This window comes from Gemmatimonas aurantiaca T-27 (assembly GCF_000010305.1).
Lineage (GTDB): Bacteria > Gemmatimonadota > Gemmatimonadetes > Gemmatimonadales > Gemmatimonadaceae > Gemmatimonas > Gemmatimonas aurantiaca.
Genome location: NC_012489.1, coordinates 1,608,280 through 1,635,161, shown reverse-complemented (window position 1 = coordinate 1,635,161; position 26,882 = coordinate 1,608,280). Strand labels below are relative to the sequence as shown.

Annotated in this window: 22 protein-coding genes; 7 read left to right on the top strand and 15 right to left on the bottom strand. The window is 63.4% G+C overall.

Features of this window, described 5'->3' with window-relative positions; genetic code table 11:
* Positions 1-12 precede the first annotated feature (12 nt).
* From GAU_RS06965 to GAU_RS06950, 4 genes are read right to left on the bottom strand one after another with little or no spacing between them, the layout of a single operon-like run.
* Complete coding sequence (locus GAU_RS06965; protein WP_012682851.1) at positions 13-1,227, bottom strand: carboxylate-amine ligase; 1,215 nt, start codon at positions 1,225-1,227, stop codon at positions 13-15.
* Positions 1,228-2,034 carry a gamma-glutamyl-gamma-aminobutyrate hydrolase family protein gene (locus GAU_RS06960; protein WP_012682850.1) on the bottom strand — a complete coding sequence of 269 codons (807 nt, stop codon included), beginning with the start codon at positions 2,032-2,034 and terminating at the stop codon, positions 1,228-1,230.
* The gene (locus GAU_RS06955) at positions 2,034-3,398 is read right to left on the bottom strand and encodes a circularly permuted type 2 ATP-grasp protein (RefSeq protein WP_012682849.1); all 1,365 of its coding nucleotides are present in this window, start codon (positions 3,396-3,398) and stop codon (positions 2,034-2,036) included. Before GAU_RS06955 ends, GAU_RS06960 begins: the two co-directional genes overlap by 1 nt.
* A 3-nt stretch (positions 3,399-3,401) precedes the next feature.
* Positions 3,402-4,355 (bottom strand): ATP-grasp domain-containing protein, encoded by a 954-nt coding sequence (locus tag GAU_RS06950; protein ID WP_012682848.1) that lies wholly within the window; start codon positions 4,353-4,355, stop codon positions 3,402-3,404.
* A 534-nt stretch (positions 4,356-4,889) separates the two neighbouring features.
* On the opposite strand from GAU_RS06950, the gene GAU_RS22180 reads away from it, so the two are divergent.
* Positions 4,890-5,213, top strand: coding sequence for a hypothetical protein (locus tag GAU_RS22180; RefSeq protein ID WP_156798931.1), 324 nt, complete (start codon positions 4,890-4,892; stop codon positions 5,211-5,213).
* Here the strand turns inward: GAU_RS22180 and GAU_RS06945 are convergent.
* Positions 5,164-6,105 (bottom strand): hypothetical protein, encoded by a 942-nt coding sequence (locus tag GAU_RS06945; RefSeq protein WP_012682846.1) that lies wholly within the window; start codon positions 6,103-6,105, stop codon positions 5,164-5,166. The two genes, GAU_RS22180 and GAU_RS06945, sit on opposite strands and share 50 nt — an antisense overlap.
* Before the next feature lie 267 nt (positions 6,106-6,372).
* Here GAU_RS06945 and GAU_RS06940 point away from each other — a divergent pair, with 267 nt between their 5' ends.
* Positions 6,373-6,786, top strand: a complete 414-nt coding sequence (locus GAU_RS06940) for a hypothetical protein (protein ID WP_012682845.1) — start codon at positions 6,373-6,375, stop codon at positions 6,784-6,786.
* A gap of 60 nt (positions 6,787-6,846) precedes the next feature.
* On the opposite strand, the gene GAU_RS06935 is transcribed toward GAU_RS06940, so the two are convergent.
* The 3 genes from GAU_RS06935 to GAU_RS06925 form a co-directional block, all read right to left on the bottom strand.
* On the bottom strand, positions 6,847-8,763 hold the full coding sequence (locus GAU_RS06935) for a carboxypeptidase-like regulatory domain-containing protein (RefSeq protein WP_012682844.1): 1,917 nt from the start codon (positions 8,761-8,763) through the stop codon (positions 6,847-6,849).
* Positions 8,760-9,494 carry a carboxypeptidase-like regulatory domain-containing protein gene (locus GAU_RS06930; protein ID WP_156798930.1) on the bottom strand — a complete coding sequence of 245 codons (735 nt, stop codon included), beginning with the start codon at positions 9,492-9,494 and terminating at the stop codon, positions 8,760-8,762. The genes GAU_RS06935 and GAU_RS06930 overlap by 4 nt, the downstream gene beginning before the upstream one ends.
* 119 nt (positions 9,495-9,613) lie before the next feature.
* Positions 9,614-11,905, bottom strand: a complete 2,292-nt coding sequence (locus GAU_RS06925; RefSeq protein ID WP_169307620.1) for a S9 family peptidase — start codon at positions 11,903-11,905, stop codon at positions 9,614-9,616.
* Between the two features lie 280 nt (positions 11,906-12,185).
* Between GAU_RS06925 and GAU_RS06920 the strand changes: the two genes are divergently transcribed.
* On the top strand, positions 12,186-13,379 hold the full coding sequence (locus tag GAU_RS06920; protein WP_041265350.1) for an alpha/beta hydrolase: 1,194 nt from the start codon (positions 12,186-12,188) through the stop codon (positions 13,377-13,379).
* Positions 13,380-13,419: 40 nt separating this feature from the next.
* On the opposite strand, the gene GAU_RS06915 is transcribed toward GAU_RS06920, so the two are convergent.
* The 6 genes from GAU_RS06915 to GAU_RS06890 form a co-directional block, all read right to left on the bottom strand.
* Positions 13,420-15,060, bottom strand: coding sequence for a carboxypeptidase-like regulatory domain-containing protein (locus tag GAU_RS06915; RefSeq protein WP_169307617.1), 1,641 nt, complete (start codon positions 15,058-15,060; stop codon positions 13,420-13,422).
* Positions 15,061-15,686: 626 nt separating this feature from the next.
* Positions 15,687-16,388: a DsbA family protein gene (locus GAU_RS06910; RefSeq protein WP_156798929.1), complete on the bottom strand. Its 702-nt coding sequence runs from the start codon at positions 16,386-16,388 to the stop codon at positions 15,687-15,689.
* A 528-nt stretch (positions 16,389-16,916) separates the two neighbouring features.
* On the bottom strand, positions 16,917-18,626 hold the full coding sequence (gene ilvD, locus GAU_RS06905; RefSeq protein ID WP_012682838.1) for a dihydroxy-acid dehydratase: 1,710 nt from the start codon (positions 18,624-18,626) through the stop codon (positions 16,917-16,919).
* Between the two features lie 37 nt (positions 18,627-18,663).
* The gene (locus tag GAU_RS06900; protein WP_012682837.1) at positions 18,664-19,323 is read right to left on the bottom strand and encodes a DUF1707 SHOCT-like domain-containing protein; all 660 of its coding nucleotides are present in this window, start codon (positions 19,321-19,323) and stop codon (positions 18,664-18,666) included.
* Between the two features lie 2 nt (positions 19,324-19,325).
* Positions 19,326-21,161, bottom strand: coding sequence for an amidase (locus GAU_RS06895; RefSeq protein ID WP_052574292.1), 1,836 nt, complete (start codon positions 21,159-21,161; stop codon positions 19,326-19,328).
* 110 nt (positions 21,162-21,271) lie between these two features.
* Positions 21,272-21,961, bottom strand: coding sequence for an energy transducer TonB (locus GAU_RS06890; protein WP_012682835.1), 690 nt, complete (start codon positions 21,959-21,961; stop codon positions 21,272-21,274).
* A 274-nt stretch (positions 21,962-22,235) separates the two neighbouring features.
* Between GAU_RS06890 and GAU_RS06885 the strand changes: the two genes are divergently transcribed.
* The 4 genes from GAU_RS06885 to GAU_RS06870 all read left to right on the top strand — a co-directional run bounded on the left by GAU_RS06885 (position 22,236) and on the right by GAU_RS06870 (position 26,430).
* Positions 22,236-23,390 carry a carboxypeptidase-like regulatory domain-containing protein gene (locus GAU_RS06885; RefSeq protein WP_169307615.1) on the top strand — a complete coding sequence of 385 codons (1,155 nt, stop codon included), beginning with the start codon at positions 22,236-22,238 and terminating at the stop codon, positions 23,388-23,390.
* A 99-nt stretch (positions 23,391-23,489) separates the two neighbouring features.
* Positions 23,490-25,136, top strand: a complete 1,647-nt coding sequence (locus GAU_RS06880) for a S8 family serine peptidase (RefSeq protein WP_041265348.1) — start codon at positions 23,490-23,492, stop codon at positions 25,134-25,136.
* Positions 25,137-25,168: 32 nt separating this feature from the next.
* On the top strand, positions 25,169-25,816 hold the full coding sequence (locus tag GAU_RS20595; RefSeq protein ID WP_012682832.1) for a DUF2911 domain-containing protein: 648 nt from the start codon (positions 25,169-25,171) through the stop codon (positions 25,814-25,816).
* A gap of 317 nt (positions 25,817-26,133) precedes the next feature.
* Entirely contained in the window at positions 26,134-26,430 is a 297-nt protein-coding gene (locus GAU_RS06870; RefSeq protein ID WP_083765513.1) for a hypothetical protein, read from the top strand.
* On the opposite strand, the gene GAU_RS06865 is transcribed toward GAU_RS06870, so the two are convergent.
* Positions 26,427-26,876, bottom strand: a complete 450-nt coding sequence (locus tag GAU_RS06865; protein ID WP_012682830.1) for a cbb3-type cytochrome c oxidase subunit I — start codon at positions 26,874-26,876, stop codon at positions 26,427-26,429. The genes GAU_RS06870 and GAU_RS06865 overlap by 4 nt on opposite strands.
* Between the last annotated feature and the right edge of the window lie 6 nt (positions 26,877-26,882).

The following is a 26,882-nucleotide window of genomic DNA, read 5'->3' as shown; positions in this document are numbered from 1 at the left end:
CCCACCATCGGCTCAGGGAACCGTCTGCCCCCGCGCCGCCGGTGACGGCGGTACCAGCGATGACGGCGGCATCGCGCCAATCGGCGATGCGTGCCCTTCGAGCGGCGGGCCGAGTGTGGGTTCGCAGACCCCCTCTGCCGTTTCGCGGATCAATTGATCCACGACCGCCCGCAGATCGCCCGTGCGAGCATAGGTCGCCAACTGCCGCTGCGCGCTCGAGCCTTCTTCCAGGATGCGGTAGGCATACTCCACTTCCTTGCGCGTGCCCAGTTCGTCGAGCACGTCATCCAGGAACCACTCGACCAGTTCGCGGATGAGCACCGACGCTGGCAGCTCTTCCTTCTTGCCGAAGTCGATCAGCTTGCCGCCCAACCCCCAACGCACCGCCCGCCACTTGTTCTCTTCGATGAGATCCGAGGCGTACACACGGAACGTCAGATTGTCGCGCCGCAGCTTCCACATCTTGGCCACCACCGCCTGCAGGATGGCCGCAATGCACACCGCCTCGTCCACGCGCGTGTTCACATCGCAGACGCGGAACTCCAGCGTCGGGTAGTGGTGATGCGGACGCACATCCCACCACACCTTCGAGCCGTCGGGGATGCTGCGCGTCTTCTGTAGCGTGTCCACCAGATCGGCGTAGTCGCCCCAGCCATTCAGGATGCGAGGTACGCCCGTACGTGGAAAGTTCTTGAACACGATGCTGCGATAGGAATGCAGCCCCGTGTTACGACCAAACCAGAACGGCGAAGATGTGGACAGGCACAAAATGTGAGGCAGGATGTATCGGGACGCGTTGAGGCAGTCGATGCGAAACTCCGGATCTTCAATGCCGACATGCACATGCGTGCCAAAAATCAGCAGGCGATGGGCCAGATCCTGCAGCTCCGCCTTCACGCCCAGATAGCGCTCCTTGGGCGTCATCTCCTGATTCATCCAGTTCGAAAACGGATGCGTGCCAGCCGACGCGATGGTCAGTCCGTGTTGCGCCGCCGCCTTGATCACCAGCCCGCGCAACTTCACCAGCTCGGTGCGCAGCTCACTGATGGAACTGCAGACCTTGGTGCCGATCTCCACCTGACACTGGTGGAGCTCCGCCTTGACGTCCGCCAACTGGGCGTCCTCCGACGTCACCAGCGCATCGAAGCCGGGCGTCAGGTCACGGGTGACCGGATCGATGATCTGATACTCTTCCTCGATTCCGACCGTCAGGCTTGGCGTTCGCATTCATCCCTCCACGCCCGAGCGGGACGTGTTGTTGGCGGTTGACCAGTCCACGGCAGCCCGGATGAAGCCCGCAAAGAGATGCCGGGTGTGAGGGTCCGCCATCTCGAACACTTCAGGATGCCACTGCACGCCAACGAGAAAGCTGTCGCTCACTCCCTCGATCGCCTCCGTCAGTCCATCATCAGCCCGCGCCGACACCACCAGGTCACGCCCGAGTTCCTTGACCCCCTGATGATGCATGCTGTTCACCGGGCACCGTGTGGATTCGAGCAGTTGTGACAAGCGCGTTTCCGGTACGACATCAACTTCATGCGCGAAATGATCGCGCTCATAGCCGGCCGTTGGGAAGAAATCGTGCTTGTGGAAAGACGGGTTTTGTGACGCCAGATCCTGCCACATCGTGCCGCCCTGCGCCACGTTGATGATCTGCAGACCACGGCAGAGACCCAGGACCGGCTTGCCATCTTCAATGGCCCAACGCACCAGTTGCAGCTCCACTCGATCACGCGCCGGATCGAGATTTCCACACTCCGGGCGCACCGCTTCGCCGTATTCCGCCGGGTTGATATCCACACCGCCGGGGATCAACAAACCGTCCAACCGCTCGTAGATCTCGCGCAGTGTCGGCAGATCATCATCGAGTAGTGGAATCATCCAGGGTACAGCGCCCGCCATCGTGGCAGCCACGAAGTACCGCTGGTTCATCACCCACGATGAAGGCAACGCCGGCGGAATGCCGTCGATCGAGTGCAGTGTCTGGGTCGTCAGCCCGATGGTCGGGCGATACGCATGGTACGACTGGGACATCAACGTGCCTCAACAAGAAAGGTCGGTACGTTCGAACCGCCGCCTGCCGTCACGTTGAGGAGCGGGTCCGTCGCGATACGGGTCAGACAGCCGGCCACGGTCGATCCATTTGACAGGAACGGCGCCGTGTCCAGCATCCGGTCACCAATGTGCACCGCGCCGTCCACCATCGCCGGCCATGGCTCACTTGGCACCTCCACCCGCTCCTGCACGATATACGGCTCTGCAAGTGCCGTCCGAATCGCAGCCTCCCAGGTGGCATCGTCCACGGTCCAGCCCAGCACGATACCCTTCCCGCCGTATTCGTCGTTTGGCTTGAGCACGAGCCGCTCACGGTTGGCTGCCACGAATGGTACCAGATCCACCGCCCCAGATGTGTGCTCCGTGTGGCGCTCTTCCACCACCCGAGTCCATGGGACATGGCGCCGAACGGCCATCTGCTCCTCGGCCGTGAAGAGCCCCGACTGCCGTTCGTCACTTAACACGGCAAGTGAGGCTTTCTTATGTAAAAGCTTGCAACGAAATGGGTTGACCATGCACACCGCACCATCTCTCACGGCCCGTACCACGGGAGAATCCAGCCCTTCCCGCGTTACCAGTTCGTCGATCAGCACCCGCTTGTAGATCATCGTGACCGGACGACCAGCCACGGTCAGCCGACCGTTGGCGTACTCCGCGTCACGCGGATCGCCAATGAAGGCATCGATCCCGCGAGCATGGAACTCCCGCTCGAACAGCACGAACTCGCTGTACGTGGGTACCTCGCGCCAATCGAGAATGACCACCGAAGGTTTTTCGCGCCGCCCCCGCCAGGCATGGTAGGCCTGCAGCAGGGAGTCCACCACGCCGGCGCCCGCCGGAATAGGCAGGGCGATATGCGAACGGTTGAACGCCTGCATCACCGGCAACGCCAGAAAGGCCGAGGACAGGGCATCGTTGTACGCCGCACCCGCCGGCGTCTCGGCGTTGTATTCCGTGAACTTGAGCCCGTCCTCGCCGGCGGCAAAAAAGGCATCGAGACGCGACGTCGGACTCGCCACCGGGAATCCGGGGTCCGCGTGGATAAGCTGCTCTTCCCACGACGTCAGTCCGAATTGTGATCGCAGCCCGGCGTCCGCCATGGCTGCCACCCGCACCTTATCGAAGGCACTGCCAACCAGGCAGCACGCTCGGGAGATCAACCGGTACTCGTCCAGCGTGAGAAAGCGCGGACGCAATACGCTGCACAGCGCCCGATCTCCAAAGAACAGTCCATCCTGACGCAGTTGCTGTTCGAGCACGTCGGCCGAGTCTTCGGCCAGTGCCGCGTCGGCGAGCAAAAGATTGTGATACGTGTCGAAGTGCGGGACAGCCGTTGGAGACATGTGCTACTTCCCGGACTTGGAGCGGATGGTCGGCGGCGAGGTAATGATGGGGCCTTCCGGTACGGCCACCCGCGGAGCCGTCGCCAGCTTGATCGCCAGATCGGCCATATGCTCCACCACCCACTCGAAATAGCTGGGCGTCAGGGAGTTGATATCCATGTCGGGCGCCGGATTCATGAAATCGATGGCGTAGGGAACGCCATCCTTCACGGCAAACTCCACCGTGTTCATGTCGTACCCCAAAGCCCGGCACAGCGTGAGCGCGTCGCGCACACAGCGGGCCTCGAGTTCGGCCCCCAGATACCCGGGGTCGGGGATGTACCGGCGCTGCCGCGGATCGTACGGCATGGGGAGCACATGCTCTCGACCCAGCACCATACAACGCACGTAGGCATCCCAGTGGATGAACTCCTGCACCACCATCGTGAGCAGCCCACTCTCGTTGTAGTGGCGGAGCAGCTCATCCATGGTGTCGCAGACGTACACGTCACGCCAGCCGCCCCCGTGCGCGTCCTTCAGGATGCAGGGGAATCCGATGTACTCCGCCACCCCCGGCCAGTCGAGCGGATAGGCGAGGTTCCGCAGCGACTCCGTATGCGAGATCCCTGGGATGTAGTCCCGGTTGGGCAGCACCATCGTCTTGGGATGGGCCACCCCGTGCTGCACGGCTAGCGTGGCGTCGTAAAACTTGTCATCAGCCGACCACATGAACGGGTTGTTGACCACCGTGGTCCCCATTCTGGTCGCGTGCTTCAGGTACGTCCGGTAGAAGCCGATCTCGTGCGAGATACGGTCAATGATCAACGAATACGGGACCGGCTGCGCCATGGGTGTGGCGTCCAGTTTGACGTACTCAGCCTCGACGCCGGATTGGCGCTTGGCGACCGCATCGAGAAAGGCCGGGGGGAATGACCATTCCCGCCCCACCAGCAGACCGATCCGTGGTTCGATGGACACGTCTTTCTACCTCGCGTGAGTGGCTCGTGAATTCGGGATAGTGTGTTGTGTTCGCGGACTCCGCCATGGGCTCAGCGGAGTATTTTGGCGTCGAATGCTGTCACGGCTCAGGTCGCCGCGTTGAGCATCTTCAGCAGTGTTTTTAAGCAAGCAATGAGCACTTTTGTGACCACAGCCATTGTGGAAAACGAAGGGTGCCAGTTCGGCTTTATGCACCCCATCACGGAACCATTTATCCACAACACCCACAGCCCCAGCCCGGTTCCAATATGACACTTAGCAAGTTATCAACATGACTTTCAACAGATATCTACAACAATGTCAATAAGTTAGCCATTCACCGCGTATTGCGCCGGCAGGACGATCGTCATAACATCCCCGCCCACTGTTTCGCCAAACGCCTTTCCGAATTCAGTGGCTCACATTCCTGAAACCTCACGGAATATTGCTATGCACGTGGTTGCCTGCGACGCTCCAACTGGCGCGATGGAATCCGCACCTGTCACAAGTCTTGCTATCCACATGGATTGGCAGGTGAGCCGACTCAGTGCGTTCTGGACGGCTGAGGACGAGTACGTCGTGCGTGCGGAGAGCGAAGCGGGCGTGCAATGGTTCCGGATCGAGGCGGAATCCATGGCCAACGCCGGTGATCAGCTTGCGGCCGAAGAGGCGCGTCGCGTCCTCGGGGCCCTCCTGGCCGACATCATTCCGATGGGTGGGAGCCGAGTGGCGTTCCCCGTGGGCAGCACGGGTCGCCGGACCTACCGGGTGTGGCGCTCCAATGGCCGCGCCGATGGCGCTGGTCGGACTAGAATCCTGGGAGTTCGAGCTGCGCGGTCACGCCGCCTGCCAGCGTAACGCCGGCAGCCTGCAACCACGCCAGCAGCATATCCTGCCCATGATCGCCAGCCATGGCGGAACGAGCCGCACTCAGGTGGAGCTTGAACTCGCCCGACACGTCGGGGAGCGTGCGCCTGAGAACGGCCACGGTCAGCAGTTCGGTAGCGTCCGCCAGATGGCGGATGGCGAACTCGACCATGCGGGCACGCAGGGCCGCAGCGTTCAGCACGGGGCCGTCGCCGGGCATGTCATGCTCCGCTCGGCGTTCACGGAACGCCGCGAGGCGACTGCGGGTGGCCGTGAGCATGGGCAGTTCATCTGCGGCGTGCTCGGGAATGGCAGCCACGGGAGCGCCGAGCAAGCCCAGCCAGGCCACCCAGAGGGTGCCGCGGGCGTACGGTTCCCATGGCTCCGACTCGAGACGGCTGGCGGTCCGCTTGACCACCTCGCTGACGTGGTAGCGAGCATCCCACCAGCGTACGTAGCTCTCCGTCTGTCGGGAGACCAGGGCCAGCGCCCCAAGGCGCAGGGCCCAGGTGACGGCCGACTCGCCCTCGTCGATGGGCGGACGCAGGGCGGCGGCACATCGGAAGGCCCGCGCCGCGCCGAGGGTCAGGACCGCTTGGGCGAGGTCGCGTCCGGCACTGGGAACCGGCTGCAGCGCCGTTTCCAACTGACTGAGCGCGGCGAGTTCGTACGCCGTCCCCAGCAAGGCCAGGCCGTCGGAGATCGGTTCGCCGAGTCCGTCACCGGGCAACAGCGCCGCCGCGTCGGCTCGCTCCAGCAGGAGCGCGCGTCGATCCGCGGGGATAGCAGCGACGGCCCAATGCTCGTCGAGGGTGGTTCTGGCCAATTCGGCCAGCTCCCTCGCCGCAAGGTCTCGATCAGTAGCCGAAGTGAGGACGTGCATCCAGCCATCTCCAGTGGAGGGCTCGAACGGGGTCCCGCAGGAGTGTGCGTTGAACATCGAGAAGCGGAGAACCGCACTCCCCGCACTGCCGCGCCACTCGTGCGGCAGCCCCGACGAAGGGGAGACGCAGTAAGCAGCACCACAGCTTGCGGTTAGCACAGACACACCGCATCCAGATCACTGTCGCATTTATGTAACAGGTCGACATCTGTCAAGAGGGCAGCCCTGAAGAGGCGCCGGCAGACGTCCCTTTTCGGAGAGTCAGGCGTGGGATTCGAGTCGTCGCAGGTGGCCCGTCGTCGGTTGGCCGTATTGGCCGCCAGTAACAACAGAGTGCAGGAAGCGTTGGCCCCGGCCGGATTTCCGGGCTTTGGCCCGTCCGAGGAGAAGGCCCCGATCAGCCGCGCCGATGCCCGCGGTGCCTCGGGCTCGATGCCGGGGGCTTTGTCCGGATCGCCCGCCCTGGTGCGGCAACTCGAAGAATTGGCGCGGGACATCGTCGCCACGCCCGGGGCTGGTGGTGCCCTGCTGGCGGCCTACGCGGCCCAGGCGCGCGCGCTCACGCTCGTCATGGAAGCGGCTCGACGCGCCAACGCCGAGCCGTTGCCGGAGGCGGTAATCCAGGCGGTTCAGGAAGCGCTCAGCGTTCCGTCGCCGATGCCGGGGTTGTTGGCGGGCTGAGGATGGGCTGCTTGGCCCATCCATGTGCCGTCCGGAACACGATCATCCGCCTGGGGCGCCCTACTGGCTTCGCGTCCAGATGGCGATCAGTCCGCACCAGATATTCGTGCGAGTGCCCGAGAACTGCGGCGGAATACGCGACGGCTGGAACAATTCGATGGCGTACACCTCCATGGGCGGGACATTGTCGAGACTGTAGTTCTCGGGCATGATGATGTTGTCCACCATCGTCCGGAGTACGCACGGCTTCCCTGGCGCGATCAGACTGGGGCTGTCTTGCCGACTGGAGACGGCAACCTTCTCCCCGGTTGGGATGGTGGTGATGGAGATACCACGCAGGCGCTGCAGCATCTGCGGCAGCGAAATCGGGTTCACCTTGTCGATGTAGTCCCGCCGGACAAAGTCACTGGGAATACCTGCTCGAATGCGGTTGTCGATCTCGGCTTCGCGAACCGTCATTGGCCGATCGGCCACTGTGGTCACCTTGTCCAGCACCGTGCCGGTCGCGCGCATCTGCAGCGACAGTTCGTTTTCGCCGGTGGCCAACAGCAACACATGCGTTTCCGCCTCGAGCCCCAAACGGCGGATCGTCAGTTCGATGGTGTCTGGCGGCAGCGCCTCGAAGCGCACCGCGCCAAAGGTGTCCGTGCGCCGGACCACTTCGCCGCTCCGCGATGCCACCACCACCTCTGCCTCGGCGATGAGGCTGTCGTTGGCGCCTCGCACACGCACCGTGAGTTGAGCCGCGCTCGAGTCACGCTGGGCGGGGCGGCGTGTGGTGTCGGCGGCGTAGTACTGCTGTAGGGCGTTGTCACGCGCCGCCGCCACATCGGACTCGGACCTGGCGTAGCGCAGGGCAGCGCTGTCGACGAAGAGCGCGCGCTCCCCCACCCGCACTTCGAGCACGTCACCGCCACGAACGATGATACCATTCAACGCCTGGCTCACACGCCCGCCGATGGGTCGTCGCCCCAACACCGCATTGACTCGATGGAGAAGCAGGCGCGGCATGCGCAACGCAAAAGACCGCACGAACCAGGTCCCGGCGGTGGTGGTCGCGAACTCCACCATGCCCCCGATGGACGCTCTCTCTTCTTCGCGGCTCACCGGATCGTACTGAAACTCCACCACACGCGGCAGAGCGGTGTCTGGACGCATCCAGATGGTGCCGCGAATGTCCACCACGCCACGGCGGCGTGCGGTGGGACGGAATGCGATGCCCATGGCGCCGGTGTTGCCCCCAACACCTTCCACTACCTGAAAGCAGTGGGTGGCGAGGAATCCGTCGGACAGCAGCACTTCGGCATCCGGTGCCCGATAGATCACACTGTCTCCGTCGATCGACACATAGCCGATCTTGCGGATCGAATCCGGCGGTAGGCTCTCAAAGGGACGGGCAGAGGCACGCGTCACCATGAGCCCCATCTCCGGCGCCAGCGGCTCACCCTTCAGATCTTCAGGGCGTTCGTAGAGTCGATATGACGTGTACCCAGCGCCTTCAGGCAACGCCGACACACTGGCCAGGAACGCCGTCCGGGACTCCGTCAGCAACTGGCCAACGAGTGTGTTCGCGGCCGGATTGTTGCGGCATTCACCATCAGCTTTCACATCGAAACGCGCCAACCGCACGGGCTCCTCGGCGACCGTGATCGCGACGTTTCGCGTTTCATCGGCACCGATCTGCCATGGCCCCTGCACCACCGGTCGCTGGCCAATGCGCAGTACCTGTACACGGTAGACACCGCCAGCAGGCGCACTCAGGAGGAATCGACCACTCGCTGAGGTGACACCGCGGGCCAGGACGGAGTCCCGAGTCTCAGCCAGCAACAGGACGACGGCCCCTGAGACAGGCGGCCCACTCTCACGGCCCACGATACCGCTGATCCGTTGCGCAGCAGCAGGTGACGCGAACAGCATCACACCCAACCCGCAGGCGATACGGTGAGCCGTGCGCCAGCCTCCATGCCACCGGTTCATTGCGTTCTCGTCCACACGGCAATCAGGCCGCACCACAGGTCATTGCGCGTGCCGGCGAACTCCCGCGGAATACGCGCGGGCGCGAACAACTCCACGGCATACACGTCAACCGGCGGTATCGCATCAAGATCGGTTTTTTCGGGCAACAGAATGTTGTCCACCATGATGCGCAGAAAACATGGGCGCCGTGGGGTCAACAAGCTTGGGCGGTCGCCGCGCAGTGTCATTGGCACGCGCGTACCTTCGACGGTCGTTCCGATCGTCACGCCCCGCATCCGCTGGATCATCTGCAGCAAGGAGATCGGATTGACTTTGTCGATGTATTCCCGACGTATGTGGTCGGTGGGAATACCGGAACGAATGCGGTTGTCGATCTCCATTTCCCGAGCGGTCATCGAGCGCTCAGCGACCGTGTGCACGGCGCCGAGTGTGGTACTCTGCCGCTGAAGCTTCACCGTGGCGCCACTCTCGCCAGATCCAATGGCCAAGGCGTGTGTCTGTTCGGTATACCCGATGCCACGCACCAGGAGCTCCAGGGTGTCAGGGACAAGAGCGAAACGCACCACGCCCGTCGCATCTGTCCGCTTGCGTACCTCGCGATCCTGAAGGACCACGATCACCTCGGCATTCGGTACCCGTCCGTCTGCCTCATTGCGGACCGTGACCGTGAGACGCGCACTGTCGGCAGGAGCGGTGACCGCGCCGCTGGCTTGCGCCTCGACGCTGGCCACGCTCCACATCATTGACACGGCGCCGAACCACCAACGCCATCGGCCATTGAAGGACGTACGCCCGGGCACACGCGATGCCGCGCGCGCCCGGGGATTCGAGCACCAGCGAAGAGCCCGACTCAGGGCCCCTTGATCTCGACCTTCTTGTCGGCCTTCGGATCTTCGAGCGTCTGGAGCACATCGCGCCAGGAGAACTTCTTGCCCGAGCCCAAGACCCAATAGTCCATCCATGCCATCTCCGCGGTGCTCTTGAGTAGCCGGTTCCGCGCATCGGGAATGCCGTGCGAGGCGCCTGGATACATGAACAACTCCGTGGGCACGCCGACCCGCTTGAGCCCCATATGGAGCTCCACACTCTGCGGACTCGGTACTCGCGGATCCCCTTCCACCACGTGAATCATCGTGGGGGTCTTGGCCGCACGGATGTAGCGGATCGGGGACTGCCGCCAGTACGCCTCGAAATCGTCATACGGCAACTTGTCACCCAAATAATGCTGCCGATTGCGCTGCATGTCACTCTGCGCGTACATCGAAATCCAGTTCGACGTGCCGGCACCACTCGAGATCGCCTTGAACCGGTTGGTGTGCGTGACGATCCAGTTGCTCCAGTGACCGCCGGCGCTCCAGCCCAGCACGCCCATCTTGGTGCTGTCCACGAGCCCCTGCCCGATCAGCGCGTCGACACCGGTCATGATGTCGTTGTAGCCGGGCGGGAAGTAGTTGCCCACGATGCCCACCTTGTGGGCCTCGCCGTAGTTGGTCGAACCGCGGTAGTTGGGCATGAGCACCACCCAGCCCTTGCCGGCATAGGTCTGCGCGCCGTAGCCGCCATTGAAGCTCAGCAGATCCGCCGCGGCCGGTCCACCGTGAATGGCCACCAGCAACGGATACTTCTTGCCGGCCTGATAGCCGACCGGCTTGATGAGCACCCCGCCTACCTTCTTGCCGTCCTTCGAGGTCCAGGTGAATTCACTGGTCTCCCCCAGCGACAACTGCTCGCGCACCCAGGGATTGGCGTCGGTGAGCTGCACCCATGAGGCGCGGTTCTTGACGGCGTCCAGCGACGACACCGTGAACAGGGCCGGCGGCGTGGTCGGATCCTGATAGTTGATCAGGTACCGCTTGCTGTCCTCTTCCTGTGAGACGCTGAGCACACCGTCCACATTGGTGAGCTGCGTGGTCTTGCCCGATGCCACGTCGAGCGCGAAGAGCTGCGTGGTGGCCTTGGCGCCGGTGCTGAAGTAGATGGTGCGGCCATCGGGGGCCCAGAAGTTCACCGAATGATCGCCGTCATAGTCACCGAGCTTGCGGAACGCCTGTCCCTTGGCGGCCGCGTCGCGCAGATACACGCGGCGGTTCTTCATGTTGAAGCGCGTCATGTCGTCCGACGCCGAAAACGCGATCGTTTTCGAATCGGGCGAGAAGCTGAGGGCGCTCTCGGAGTTCTCCTCGTTGTTCGTCAGCCGCTCGACGCTGTTGTCCTGCGTATCGAGCAGGTAGACGTCGGCGTAAATGCCTTCTTCCGTGACGTTGCGCTTGTAGCGGTCGTTGGGCGTGGCGTTGAAGCCGATCCAACGACCATCGGGGGAAATGGTGAACCCCGACACGGCCTGCGTGGCATCTTTTGTCAGACGCGTTTCCGAGCGCGACGCGATATCGAACGCCCACAGTGCCGCCACGGGCGTTTCGGCATTGCGCACGTCGACGGTGAACTTCTTGTCGCGGCGGGCCTTCTCGTCCCCGTCGACACTGTCGGCCGTGGTGAAGTAGATGCGGCGGGAATCGGGCGCGATGCGCCACGTGCCGACACCCGTCGCGTGTTTGGTGAGCTGCGCAGGGGAGAGGGAGTCCACCGGTGTGCCCTTGGCCAACGAGGCCACGGGCAGCGCGTAGAGCTGTTCTTCGTTGCTCTTGCCGCTCCGATAGATCAGCGACTGACCATCACGGGTGAATTCGAAGGTCGAAACACCGTCGCGCGCGTTGGTGATGCGACGGGCTTCACCGCCATCGGCCCGCATGAGGAACAGTTGCTGCTGGTTCGCCTGCCCCGCCGCCGATTCACGGTTCGAGCTGAACACGAACCAACCACCACCCGGGGCCCACCGCGGCTGCGTCTCATTCTTCGCCGTGGTGAAGGTGAGCTGCTTCGTGCTGGCCAGACCACGATCCACATCCACCAGATAGATGTCACTCTGGCTGGTGGCTTCCTTCCAGTCGGGCGTGGACAGCGTGTAGAGGACCTGCTTGCCGTCCGGCGAGACTTCGGCGCCGCCGGCGTTGCGCACATACTGTGCGTCGAGCCAGGACATCGGACGCTTCCCCTGCGCCGACGCCGTCGTCGCACTGGCCAGTGCGGCCACACACATGAGAGTGCCCCAGGTTGCTTCGCGGGACACGGGGGAACGGGTCATCAGGTCGCCTCCGGTACGGGATTCCGGTCCGGATCCTGCGCAGCAGGATCCTCGAGGAGTGATTGCACGGCACATCATGGACGGGATGCCGTGGCGCCGCCAGTCGAAACGCGATTCTGCAGCGGCGCCGTGGGATACACATGGTCCCAGTGGGAAACGCGGCAGCCCCCGTTTCGCGTTGGAGTGTCTTTGGGTGGCGCGGTGGCGCTATCCCGCCGTTCGTCCCCAGACGACACATTTGCACCATCGGATTCTCCGTCTTTCAGCCCCTCGCCATCGTATGCCGCACATCCCGCGCTTCCTGTCCATGGTTCGGGCATTCATGGTTCTGGCCGCTTTGGCGCCGGTGACCCACATGAACGCCCAGAGCTCGCGCGTGCTGCGGGTGCCTTCGGCCGCGCTTGGCGAGACGCGGGTGGTGCACCTGCACCTGCCAGAGGGATACGGGCTGGCGAAGCGGCGCTACCCGGTGGTGGTGCTGCTCGACGGGCAGGTGAAGGCCTTCAACGACATCGCGGTCGCCGCCGCCGGCTACGAACTCACCGGTGACCAGCACCCCATCGCGATGCCACCGCAGATCGTCGTGGCGATCGAACAGGGCGACCGTGCCGGTGATCTTGTTCGCCGCGAGGACGCGTTCCTGCGCTTCCTCACCGATGAATTGCTGCCAAAGATCGACAGGGAGTTCCGCACCGCGCCGTTCCACACATTGATCGGGCACTCGCTGGGAGGTCGGTTTGCCCTGGGTGCCATGTGCCGAGCGGGGCGCATGTTCCCTGCCGTGGTGGCCATCAGTCCGTCGGTGTCGGACTCCTCGCTCGCAGTCACCACACAGTGTGTGCGCTCCGATTCATCGGCATCCCCTCGCTGGCTGGTCGTTTCGGCGGGCACACTGGAGCCACGATCACTCGCCAATTCCGAACGGTTGCTCACGGCGTTGACCGCGGTGCGACCGGCGTCGTGGCGCATCCACCGCGTCGATGCCCCTGGCCTCGATCATACCGGCACTCCCCTCATCACCATTCCGATGGGGCTATGGGCGGTGTTCAGCGACAGCATTTGGCGTCTCCCCGCCGCCATCGACGACAGTCTTGCCAAGCGACTCGGCGACGCCGACGCGCTTCTGGAACGCGGCGTGGCGACGCGTGATCAGCGGCTGCATCTCGAACGTGGCGCCAGCCTCGGCGCCACACCCGGTGAACAGGCCCGTGTGGTGAGCGCGTGGCTGTGGCATCGCAATGGAGAACGTGCCGTGGCCAGTGCTCGTGAGTACCTCAACCGGTTTCCTGACGTGATGCACGGGTACACGTTGCTGATCGATGCCTACGACGCGGCCGGCAACCACGCCGAGGCACGCAAGGCCATCGAAAGCGCCATCAGCCACTCCAATCGGGTGCCATGGTTCGATGAAACGCAGAAGGCGCGTTTCCAGGCGGACATGCGCAAAGCCCTGGCAGAGCGTATTCCGCGATAGCGGCTGCGTGATGGACAGCGCGCTGGTCTGGTGCGGTTCCTCAATCCACTCGCGTCCAGACGGCCAACAACCCACACCACCCGCTCGAACGGGCCCCCAGCTCAAGCGGAATGCGTGCCGGCCCGAGAAACACTTCGATGGCGTGAATGTCCGTCGGCACCAGGCGCTCGACCTGGCTCGCCGTGGACAGCACACCATCGACCATGACCCGCAGAATACACGGCAGTCTGCTGCCACCCGGCGTGATACGATCACCTCTTCCCGATGTGATGATCGTCGTGCCCGAAGAATCTTCGAGCCGAATGCCCTGAACACGCCGCAACATCTGTGTGACCGTGATCGGCCGCACCCGTTCGAAATCGACACGTCCAACGACCGCATTTGCGACACCGGCCCTGATACGTCGATCGACTTCTGCATAGCGCGCATTCACCACGCGGTTGCCGATCGTGCGCACCGGATCGAGGGACACCGCCGTACGCGACATGCGAATCGTGGCCTCGTTGCGCCCTTCGCCGATATCCAGACGCAAGGTCTGCATGGCCTGCCCGATGCGGCGTACCGCGATCTCCACCGCGCCGGCCTTCAAGCCATCGAAAGTGGCATGGCCGTCGGTGTTCGTACGGTGGCGTACGGCAGCTTCCGATGGGGTGCCGGAAGCGACTATGGTGACCTCGGCATCCGCCAGCGGCTCGCCAAGCTCTCCCAGTACTCGCAAGCGCAGAGTGGCACTTTGCGTTTCTGCAGCAGTCACGCCGCCTGCCACAACCCGATTGGTGGTTCCTGTCAGCGCGAGTGTATCGACGGGTTTGGCGGTATTCAGGCGTATCGTCTGCTGAGCCACCGCGCGGTCGGCAACCAATGCCCGAATGGAGATCGGTACATCGAACGGCAGTTCGCAGAGCACGAACCGCCCATCCTCCACGGTGCGTGTCTCGCGTCCACGATTCTGAAATCGCACGCGTTCGTCGATACCCACGCGAAAATCCGATTGCCAGTCGGCCCGGATCAGAACGTCCACCAATGACGTTCCACTCGAATCGCGAAGTCGCCCTTCCGCCACGCCGACGGATTTGATGCTCAAATCGATGCCGCCACCGGCGATGGGGCCGCACACATCGTGCCGCAATGTGAACACGCGCTCCGTCGCGCGCGCAGCCCGCTCCGCCGCTGCACGTTCGAGTTCCGTCGTGTCCGCAAACATGATCCCGGCGCCCTCAAGTCGAATCACCGCACCGCCAAAAACCTGCGTGCCCACCACCTCGCGAATAGTGCGCCCCGGCATGGGGCGCCCCGTCAGCACGGGGGCGATGCGGCGCATCTGCACACGCGGCATTCGTAACTCCCAGCTTCGGACAAGCCAACTCCCGTCGGGCAGGCGTAGAAAACGCACTTCACCACCGACACCGGCCTGCGATTCATCGCGCGAAATGGGCTGATAGGAGAATTCGACGTCACGGAGTTCGCGACTTTCCGGGACCATCCAGATGGTACCGCGAATACCCACGATGCCGGATGGCATATCGATCGGCCGAAACCCGACGCCCAGCAGTCCGGCTCGCACGCCATTGCCTTCCACGACATGAAAACAGTGCCCTCGCGCGAACCCTTCCGATAGCAGAATGTCCGCGTCCGGCCCGCGATAGACGACACTGTCGCCATCGGCGATGACATATCCCACGCGATCGATGGAGTCAGGGGACAGGCTCGCGAAAGGGCGGGACGTTTGCCGCGTACGGACATCGGATGCGGTGTCTCCCACCGACGCGCCTCGGCGATCCCTGTCATATCGGAAAAACCGATAGAGTGCTCGCTGCTCGCCGTCCGCTCCTCGTGCGACGCTCGACAGAAAGGCTGTTCGCGCTTCGACCAACAATTGGCCAGCCAGTGTCGCTGTGTCAGGGTTCTGTCGACACCGTGCGGACTCCCGTACATCGAAGCGCGCGAGTTGCACCGGTTGCGAAGGCACCACAATGCGCATCACTCGCTGTGCAACAAGCGAAAGCTCGACGGGCTCGGAATCGTACGGTCGATTTCCGATTCGGAGCACCCGAATGACGAAGAGGCCGGAGGCAGACACCGGCAACCGGAATACTCCGGACTGGGAGGAACGGGAACTGGCCAAGACCCTTTGGCTCTCTCGCGCAACGAGCAAGACGACCGCGCCTGACACAGGACTGCTGTCGCTCTCCGTGACCACCGTGCCACTCACCGATTGCGTGGCAGCAAGTCGAGGAACGAGACTTGCGAACGCCATCACCAACAGCATCCGCAGCTGCGCCGATCTCAGGTCAAGCGTTGACAATGTCACGAAACGGGCGATTTCCCACTGTGGATGCGCGAGATCATATCGTCGATCTCAGAAGAATCGGGTGGAGCAAGCAGCTTCCAACCATTGACATAGATTGTCGGTGTTCCCGGAGCGTTCAGAGAACGGCCCAATCTCACTCCCGCCTCGATGTCAAGAAACTGCCCAGTACCAGCCGCGAGGCAGCGTTCAAATTCATCCAGAGGAGACACGTTTGCCTCTGCAGCCAGAGATCGCCAGCTCGCCAACCCAAGAGAGTCCTGCTTCTTGAAAACTACATCGACCATTGAATCGAAACGGCCAACCTTCCCAGCGCACTCGACGGCCAGCGCAGCGGGCTTGGCGAACCGATGGCTATTGAGAGGAAAGTGAACGAATCTCACGGAAACGGATCCCCGGTGCCTCGCCCGTGCTTCCCCGAGAGTCTTGTGGAAGGCGGCGCAGAATGGACACTCCAGATCGTTGAAGACCACAAACTTTGCCACAGCGTCGACGCTGCCTGAGAGGTGGCCCGTTGTGGTATTGCTGTCGACCAGCGCGGAATATGTGGGTGTATTGCGAGTGTCTGAAGATGTCGCCTGTCCACCCCTCTCTCCGAACTCGCGTCGCAACAGCAATACAGCCATAAGCATCACCAACAGTATCAAACCGGCATCTGTTGTTCTCGACAGCCAGTTCGCTGGCTTTGACTCAGCGTGCATATGTTGCTCCTTCGCCACCGCGTACCAAAGGCATGATCGGTGACGGCGAATGAGAATTACAATCCGAATTCCTGATTCCCAACGGGTCGCCTGACTGCCAGACGACCCGTCGGAAAGCCAGCACGTGGCCGCACAGGCTCAGAGCGGACCGCAACCCGCCCATTGGTTGGGTCCGAAGCAGGTATCGGAGGTACCTCCGCACCACAGCACCTGGCAGCCCATCGCGGCGCATTCTGACTCGGCCACACCACAACTACTGACACAGACATGGCCGCAAATCGCACGCGCTGAAGCCTCAGCCTCAGGTGCTCCCCATGTGAGGCTCGCACCCATCAGTGCCGTAGCCAACAACAACATCCTTCGCATCGCATTCATAAACGGGCCTCCTTCGCGCAGTTAGATGGGAACATCATTGAAGCGCGAACGTACCCCCCCCCCCCGCGTTTGTCAACGAGGCCATGTGAGCCAACCGGCACGGAAAGCCGGCAGGGAGATTTCCTCCATACCGGCATCCGCGGCCGCCTTTCTTCACGCGTCCGCGTACACGTGCGTTTCGGCTTTGCCACCGGGGTGCACCACCGCACCATTGCGCGCCGGGCCAACCGTTTGTGCGTATCGCCAGATTGCCCCACTCTGGAAGTCGGTCTTGCGCGGCGTCCACTCCGCGCGGCGCGCCACCAGTTCCTCGTCGGTGAGTCGTACCGACAAGGTGCCGGCACTGGCATCAATGTCGATGATATCGCCATCGCGCAGCAACCCGATGGCGCCGCCCATGGCGGCCTCGGGTCCGACGTGACCGATGCACATGCCACGGGTCGCGCCCGAGAACCGGCCATCGGTGATGAGGGCCACAGTCTCACCCAGTCCCTGCCCGTAGATCGCCGAGGTGGTGGACAACATCTCGCGCATACCCGGACCACCCACCGGTCCTTCATAGCGAATCACCAGCACATCACCGGCGGTATAGCGCCGTTCCATCACGGCCGCAAAACAGTCGTCTTCACTATCGAACACCCGCGCCGGGCCACTGTGTGTGAGGTGCTTGAGTCCTGCCACCTTCACCACGGCACCATCGGGCGCCAGGTTGCCACGCAATCCCACCAGACCGCCCGTCTGCGAGATGGCCTGCGACACCGGCATCACCACCTTCTGATTTTCCGGGATCACCACATCGGCCAGATTCTCGGCCAACGTCTTGCCGGTCACCGTGATGCAGTCGCCATGCAGGAAACCACCATCGAGCAGCGACTTGAGCACGATGCTCACACCACCGATGTCGTGCACATCCTTGGCCAGATATTTCCCACCCGGCTTGAGATCGGCGATCAGCGGCGTGCGCTTGAACACCTCGGCCACATCGAACAGGTCGAACGAAATGCCCGCTTCGTGCGCGATCGCCGGCAAGTGCAGCGTGGCATTGGTGGAACCACCCGTGGCCGCGACAACCGCCGCGGCATTTTCGAGGGACTTGCGCGTGACAATCTGACGCGGACGCAGTCCACTGCGCACGAGATCCATCACCACCTGGCCCGACCGTTCGGCAAAGGCATCACGTGACTCATACGTCGCCGGAGGGCTCGCCGAGCCTGGAAGTGCGAGTCCGATCGCTTCGGACACGTAGGCCATGCTGTTGGCCGTGTACTGTCCACCGCACGCTCCGGCTCCTGGGCACGCAACCTTTTCGAGTGCGGTGAGTTCGTCGAGCGTGATGCCGCCTGCAGCATACGATCCCACCGCCTCGAACACATCGAGCACGGTGACATCGCGGTCCTTGTAGCGCCCCGGCATGATGGAACCGCCGAACAGAAAGATCGATGGCACATCGAGACGCACCATGGCCAGCATGAGCCCCGGCAGCGACTTGTCACAGCCCGCGATACCCACCAGCGCATCATAGCAGTGCCCGCGCACCGTGAGTTCCACCGAGTCGGCGATGGTTTCACGACTCACCAGCGACGCTTTCATGCCGGCATGTCCCATCGCGATACCATCGGTGACCGTGATGGTGGTGAATTCCCGCGGCGTGCCGCCACCGGCAATCACGCCACGCTTGGCCACTTCGGCCTGCCGCTTGAGCGCGATGTTGCAGGGCGCCGCTTCGTTCCAACTCGACACCACACCCACGATGGGGCGCGCAATCTCTTCCGCCGTGAGTCCCATCGCGTAGTAGAAGGCACGATGGGGCGCACGTTCAGGGCCGGACGTCGCGTGCCGGCTGGGAAGCTGAGGAAAGGACATCGGGGAGGGAGAGGAGGAGGGAAGGCGAATGCCTGCGTCAGTAGCCGTCGCGATCACGGACACGTTTCGCCCGGTCGAGCGCTTGTTTGTAGCGCTTCTCACCCTGACGACCCCGGTCTTTCCGTCGCACGTCCACACCACCCATGACGGCAAGACCACTGACACGCAGCACCGGAGCATGCGGATCATCGGTGGCACTTCCACCCTTGACGGTGAAGCCTCCCATGAACGCCATACCCACGATGTCTACGCGCACCCCGTCCGGGACGATGATCTCCACTCCACCCCAGAAGGTGAAGATTTCGATCTCCGTCACACCCGGCCCGAGCCGCGCTTCCCGCAAATCGAGTTCACCACCGCCCATGATGGCCGTGACCTTGAGATGACGTGGCACGATCCACGGCCCCTCCCGCTGAAAACCGCCCATGATGGCGGCGGCCACGCCACGTTCCGGCACGACGGCAGGCGACGCCACGCGCGTCACAGCGGCTTCCATGGCCAACGACCGCGCCGGATCGGTGGGATCGACCAGCAACATCTCCAACTCGCCGAGCGACTGCGCGCGATACACTGCGGCCAGTCGATCATCGAGTTGGTCCATCGACAGGCGGTCGTTGGCAAACGCCACCGACAGCAACTGCACCACCCGATCACGGTGGGCGGGCTGCACACCGACGGGGGCGTAGGAATCGTTCATGGTCAACCGATCGTCGGACGACGGCTGTGGAAGTCCGTGGCCTTCTGGAACTGGTGCGCCACCGAAAGAATGATGTCGTCGTTGTACAGGTTGCCCGTGATGACCGCACAGATCGGTTGCGCCTTGTAGGTGGGCGCTGGTGTGGTCGCATTCGCCGCGCCACCCGGACCGCCACCCCCAAAGGTGGGCACATCGAACTTGTACGGCAGCACCGCGCACGGATGTCCCGTCTGCGCGTTCGGCGCCACGTCGGCCTGCGGTGCCGCGATGAAGCCGTCGAGATCCTTCATGAAGTTCCCCCACGCCTGCACGAGCAACAGGCGACGGCGCTGGTTTTGCACGAACTCCCAGCCCGGCGTGACACGGCCGCCCACGAAGCGCGGATTCCAGTCGGCGCCCGCCATCGGATTGGTTGCATCGGCGGCAATACCCGCCGGACGCGCGGGCGGCGTGTTGCCAAACGGCGCATTGCCGGTGCGCTCGGGCAGCTTGTTCAGATCGAGGCCAAACTCCTTGGCCTTGCGTTGCACGAAAAAGTCGAACGCAGCGGCATATTCCACGTTGAGACCACCACCCTGCATACCACCGACGGTTGGGCGTGCACTGATCTCACGCGGTGCCATGCCAAGCGCCTTGAGTTGATCCACCAGCTCCTTGGGCGCCGCGGCATCCACGCCGATGCGCAACGATGCCAACTTGATGTTGCGATCGAAATTGAACGGTGTGGTGACGGTCGATGAATCCTTGGGATCCACGCCGTGCAGCACGTTGAACACCATGGCGCAGTCTTCCGCCGTGCGGCACATGGGCCCGACGCGGTCCTGTGACCAGGACAACACCATGCCGCCATGACGGCTCACACGGCCATACGTCGGACGCAGTGCACTGATGCCGTTGCGAATGGACGGCGAGACAATCGACCCCTGCGTTTCGGTGCCGATCGCAAACGCCACACAACCGGCAGCCGTGGCGGACCCTGGGCCCGCCGACGATCCGCTGGCACCGATGTTGAGATTCCACGGATTGTTCGTGCGCCCGCCATACCACCAATCGTTCTGTGCGTAGAGCCCGGTGGACAATTTCGCGAGCAACACCGCTCCACCATTGCGCAGACGAGTGACGATCTCGGCGTCGTAGTCGAACACCTGATCCTTGAAGTCCGGCGACCCCCACGACGTGGGCACACCCTTCGTGGCAAACAGATCCTTGATGCCGTATGGCACGCCGTGCAACGGACCACGGTCCTTGCCAGCCTTGAGTTCCGCATCCATGGCGTCGGCTTCGGCACGGGCCGACGTTTCCATCAGGGTCACCACACAATTGAGCTGCGGATTCAACCGCTTGAGTCGCTCGAGATAGATGTCGGTGATCTGCCGTGATGTGATGCGGCGCGCCTTGATCAGCGCGGAGATCCGATGGGCGGGCAGGAACGCCAGGGCCTCAGGGTCGGTGGGCACCGCGCCGTTCCACTTCTCCACGGGGAAAGTGGCACGGGTGAATGCCTTGGCGCCGTGTTGGCTCACCAGCTTTTCCATCAGCGCGCCGGTGCCTTCCGGGTACGGCATGAACTGCAAGGCGGGCGCCTCTCCATTGCCGAGCGGCACGGCTGGCTGCTGGGCCGGCGGCTGCAATTCGCTCCACACTCCACTCATGTCGATCAGCGGCGCGCGCAATCCCTGCGCACCGGCCATGGCCGGCGCACCAAAGGCACTCGCCGCCGCTGCGACGAGCGAACGAAACATGAACTGGCGCCGATCGAGACCCGATGCCGTCTCGTCAAAGTCCATGGCCGCCAGTTCGGCTTCGGCCTGTGCCAACACATCGAGAGGGGTATCCACGCGAAAGCTCCAACAGAAGAGAGGACGGACGGGAACGCCAAGCGATCCCAATATCTCCCGTCGTACGCCTTCGCGTGAGACGTGTCAGTTCTTGTTCTGGCGGCCGCTGATCAACCGGAACCCGGCGGGCGAATACGGAAGCCGAATGGTTGCTGGACCAACTGGGACACCGCCCGTCCACCCAGCGACGCCGGACGATACTTCATGCGCGGCAACGCTTCCTTCACGGCGAGTACAAAGTCCGGTTCGGCGGGCTCGAGCAACTTGAAGGTCGTAACGTCGGCACGTCCGAGGCTGTCCACCACAAACTGTGCGAGCACGATCCCCTCGATGTTCTTTTCGAGCATACGGGAGGGATAGTCCGGTCCAGCAGCCGTGGGGTCGAGGGCGGCGGCCGAGTCCACTTCGATCTCGGTGAGCGGGCGCTCCGAGATGACCTCGGGTGTCGGTTCTTCGTAGACGCCAGGATCGCCACCGCGATTGGCCGCCACCGGCACCGTCCCATTGGGCTCCGGTACCTTGAAATCGCCGGCGGTTCGCTGGGTGTGCGAACCCAACCCGATGTAGCTCAGTCGCTCGACCGATGGCGCAGGGCCGTTGCGCTTTGGCGGCGCAATGAACCGCGCGAGTGCGTCGAGACCTGGTGTGGGCGTCTCGATCGGCACCGCCGTCAGCACCACCGCACTACCCACCACGGTGGTGATATACCCCACTCCCGTCAGATGCCACGGCGTCAACAACCACAGCATCACACGACGCGTTGACTCGAAAATGGTCAGTCTCACGCGACGCTTGGGCATAAAGCCTCCAAGTCACAGTGTGCCACAAGAACACCGGTCGCAGCCATCACGTCACCACCTGCCACGGTTTTCCGCAATCCATTCCCTATCTCCGCCCTTCCCCGAAGTATTTGCAAGAGTACCATCGCCTTCCGTCCCAGAAATTGCGAATACGCGATACGCACCCGACAATTGAATCACGATTCCGTCTGGCGCAATTACTGGAAAGACAGTAGCTATCTACCTCATGACGTATTACGAATGGCTGTGGCGCCACAATCGCGCTCGGCACGCCATGTGGCTTTTGACCCTGACGATGCTCGCCGGGTTGCCGCTGGTCAGCTCGACCGCGATGGCGCAGACGTCTGGTGCGAGTCCGACCGTGGGTACGCTGCAAGGCACCGTGCGGGCGGCCGTCACCGATGTGCCGCTGCCCTATGCCGTGATCGCCATTCCGGCCTTGGCGATCGAACGGTTCTCCGGCCCGAACGGCACGTTCCTGCTCGGCAACGTGCCGGTGGGTTCGCACGAGGTGGTCATTCGTCGCCTGGGGTTTGTCCCCGACCGCAGAACGGTCACCATCACCACCGCACAAACCACCGTGCTGGACGTGCGCCTGACGCAGGTGCCGGTACGCCTGTCTTCGATGCTGGTGCGGTCGGCCGAGCCCTGCCGCTCACCGGGACTTCCCGACAGCGCGCGCTTCCCCGAAGTGGCCCAGCTCGTGGGCCTGCTGCGGGAGAATGCCGACCGCTATCGCCTGCTGGTGAAGCAGTACCCCTTCGCCTACGTGCAAACCCGCGCGACCGGTCAGTTGATCGATCGGGGCTTGATCATCCAGCACGTGGATAGCATTCGCGTGTCCGGCGCGTCCTCGGTGCAATATCGACCGGGTAATGTCGTGAGGCGTGATCGCAGCGGCGGACGCGACGAGTACAGGATGCACCTGCCTACGCTGCTCGATCTGTCGGATGCCGCATTTTTGCGGAACCATTGTTTCCATTACGCGGGCGCCTCCACGCATGACGATGAAACATGGTTCCGTCTCGACGTGCGAGCGTCGGAGCGTCTCTCCTCACCTGATGTGCACGGGGCGTTTTTCCTCGACAGCGCCACCGCCCAGTTGCGTCGCATGGAACTCGAAATGAGCCGACCGGGCCGGCTCCCCTCGACGTTGCGCACCATTCGCGCGGTGCAGGTGACCACGCAGTTTCTCGAAATCGCACCAGGTGTGTCGCTCATCGACAACGTCTGCGCGGTAAACTGGATCAAGGGCCGAGGGCCGCTCGCTCAACATGCCGCGGAACTGCAGCAGGTGCTGGTGTACGCCTTTTCGGCACCACCGCCGGATATCTTGCCTCAGGGTCAGCGTGCCACGCCACCCTGGCGTCGAGGTGTGAGTGTACCACGCACGGCACTCTCCTGCGTACCTCCCGACGACGGATCCTGACCGCCTGTCGCGGCGGGCCACGTCATCGGCTAACGTCCACCGGATAGTATGACGCCGTCTCGTGGGTACTGCTGTACCGATTCCCTGACCCCGCCTTCGATGTCCCGTGCCATTGCCGTCGCGCTGGTCGTCAGCGCGTCCCTGAGCGCGTGTGCGCGCTCCGCCCCGACCGCCACCGGCCCACGCCCCTCACCGGGTGGCCAACCCACCCAGCCGGTCGTACAGCCGCCAGTCACCGTCACGCCAGCGCCGGCACCACCCGCCGCGGCAGACTCGGCCCGTGGCGACTGGCATCGCCTCGACGCGGAAACGGATGGGGTGATCGGCGTCGGCTCCGAGCGTGCCCTGCGCGAACTGCTGGCCGGCCGCGCGCCACAGCGCAGCGTGGTGGTGGCCGTCATCGACGGTGGGATCGACACCGTGCATCGCTACCTGGCGCCTACGCTCTGGAAGAATCCGCGGGAAGTGGCCGGCAACGGGCGTGACGATGACAACAATGGGTTTGTCGACGACGTGTTCGGCTGGAATTTTTCGGTCATGGCCAACGGGGAGTCGGTGCATCACGACACCTTCGAAGTGACCCGACTCTACGCCGCATGCGGCGGGCAGCCGGCTGGTGCGGGTTTGAGCAAGCCGGCCGCGGCACGCTGCGATTCCGTGCGCACGGCGTATCGCGAGCAGCGCGAGAAAGTCACCAGCACACTGACGCAGATCCAAAACATCGACCGCACGATGGCCCAGGTGAACGAGATTCTCCGACAGGCCATTCCGGGAGGCAATCTCACGCGGGCCCGTGTGCAGGCTTTCATGCCCACCAATGCCATGCAGGATCAGGCGCGTGGCATCTGGCTGCAGTTGGCCGACAATGGGCTGGATGCGGCCGCGATTGCCGAAGCCAAGGAAGCCTACGAATCACAGGCCCGCTATGGACTCGATACGTTGTTCGCGCCCCATGCGACCGCACCAACGGCCGGTGCGCGGGACATCATGGGGCCCGACGCCAAACATGGCACGCACGTGGCCGGCATCATCGGCGCGGTGCGTGACGCAGCCAATCCGGTGCAAGGCATTGCGCCCAATGTCCGGCTGATGGGTGTGCGAGCAGTGCCCGATGGGGACGAGCGAGATCCGGACATCGCGCGCGCCGTGCGATACGCCGTGGACAATGGCGCGCAGATCATCAACATGAGCTTCGGCAAGGCCTGGTCGCCTCAGAAGCCGGTGGTGGACAGCGCGATGCGTTATGCCGCCAGCAAGGGAGTGCTACTCGTGCACGCCGCCGGTAACGACTCCGAAAACAACGACGTGAGTCCTTCCTTTCCGTCGAGCGTGACGGTGGAGGGCGCTCGCGTAGAGACCTGGATCGAAGTGGGGGCGAGCTCGTGGAAAGGCAAAGACAAGCTTGCGGCGACCTTCTCCAACTATGGGAAGTCGCGTGTCGATCTCTTTGCCCCGGGAGATGACATCCTCTCCACCGTGCCCGGTGGTGGCGTCAAGCGGGAGAGCGGTACAAGCATGGCGGCACCAGTCGTGTCTGGTGTGGCCGCACTGCTGATGGCCTACTTCCCCAATCTGACCGCGGCGCAAGTGAAGGAGATCCTGCTGCAGTCCGTGCGCAAATTCCCCAACCAGATGGTGGAGAAGCCCGGTGGTGAAGGACGCGTCGCCTTTGACGCACTCTCCGCCACCGGCGGTATCGTCGATGCCTACGCGGCCGTGAAGCTCGCGCTGCAGCGCATCCAGTAGTCCGCACCCATCACATCCCGCCCCGCCTACCCATGTCTCTCTTCTCCGTTTCGTTCCGCCCACGCGCGGCCATCTGTCCGAGCCGGTGGCTGCCGGTGACCGCGGCGTCCCTGCTGCTGGCCTCCCCCGTGCTGGCACAAACGACCGGCAAAGTGTCGGGCTACGTGGCCATGCCCAGCACCCGCGCCATCAGTGAAGTTTCGCTGACCCTCGCCGATACCGCTGCGCAGCGCGCCGCGGGCAAACCGGCCCTCCTCCGCATCGACTACGGACAACCGCATCTTCGCGGCCGTCGGATCAACACGGACAGTCTGGTACCCTTTGACAAGGTGTGGCGACTGGGTGCCAACGGCGCCACGGTGTTTCAGAGCGATGTGGATCTTACCATCGGCGGTGTGGCAGTGCCGCGTGGTCGTTACGTGGCGCAGGTGCTCCCAGCCCGCTCCGCATGGACGTTGATTCTGCAGCGTGAAACCACCGGCGCGGCAACTGTCGCCGTCACGGCCTACGACGCCAGCAAGGATGTGGCCCGCATCCCGCTCACCGTGAGCACGTTGTCGACTCCTGTGGAGAGTTTTTTCATCTGGCTGGTACCAGCGAATACACCGGGTGCGGCCAAAGGGGTGTTGACGATGGCGTGGGGCACGGTGCAGGCACAAACCGAATGGTCCGTGCGGTAGGCCATCGGCAACCAATCGGAATGAACTGCCGCACGCACCGGCATGTCGTGCGGCAGAGAGGAAAGAATGTCCAGGCGGTGCGGTCCCTGCCCGCCTGGCCGCGCTGGCGCGAAGCTTGCAACTCTGTCTCATCGAACCATTCAGTGTATCCACCTGAGGAGTCGATGAAGATTCAGACCGGAAGTCATTTCCCCTACGCAGGTCGTTCCAGCACCCCGGCAACGACCCGTGGCGAGTCCACGTTCGCTTCGGCGTTTGCCGTCGCGAGAACCAAAGACTCAACGTCGGCTGGGGTGGAGCGCACGGATTTCCACAGTATGACCAGGCAAGATCTGCGCGATTGGATGAATGGTGAAATCCGCGCCGGCCGTATGACTCTCGACGAAAGCACGCCGTTCGTGAGCATGACGCTCGCCATTCCGGTCAACGGAGACTGGGACGCGCTGGATCAGACGATGCGGACCGAGCGTGTTGATTTTTTCGCGCTGACCAAGGCGGGGATCGAGGGGGCCCGGTGGCGCAAGGACGACGAAGCGGAAGCCCTTCTCGAGGGCGCCCTGCAGATCATGCAGCGATACCAGGGCCATCCCACCAGCGTCGATACGGTCGCCTAAGGCACGCGCTCGCTGGCGGGTAGCTTCGCCCCTGACGAGCGGATTCGCGTCCACATGGTGGCGAAGAACAGCACAATGCCGGCGGCTTGCAGTACACCGGCTCCCACCAACACACTGCGCCACCCAACGGACGCATTCGCGCGAAGCAGCACTTCGAGCATCACACGTGACAAGGTCCCCAGTGCAATTGCCCACCAGGCGATCTCCGCCAACACGGGACGAAAGACCTGATCATCGGCGCGCGGACGCGGAAACATCCACAGCGCGACGCCGGTGATCATGAGCATCACAAATCCCACCAACAGCGCGTGGGTGTGTGCGCTGCGAATACGGGGTGGCTGGTAGGCACCGAACTCACGGGCATACATCATCCAGACACCAAGTGCCAGTCCGATCACCAGAAAGGCAATGGCCGTGCGGAGATAGCGGCGAACAAGCGGGTTCATAACATC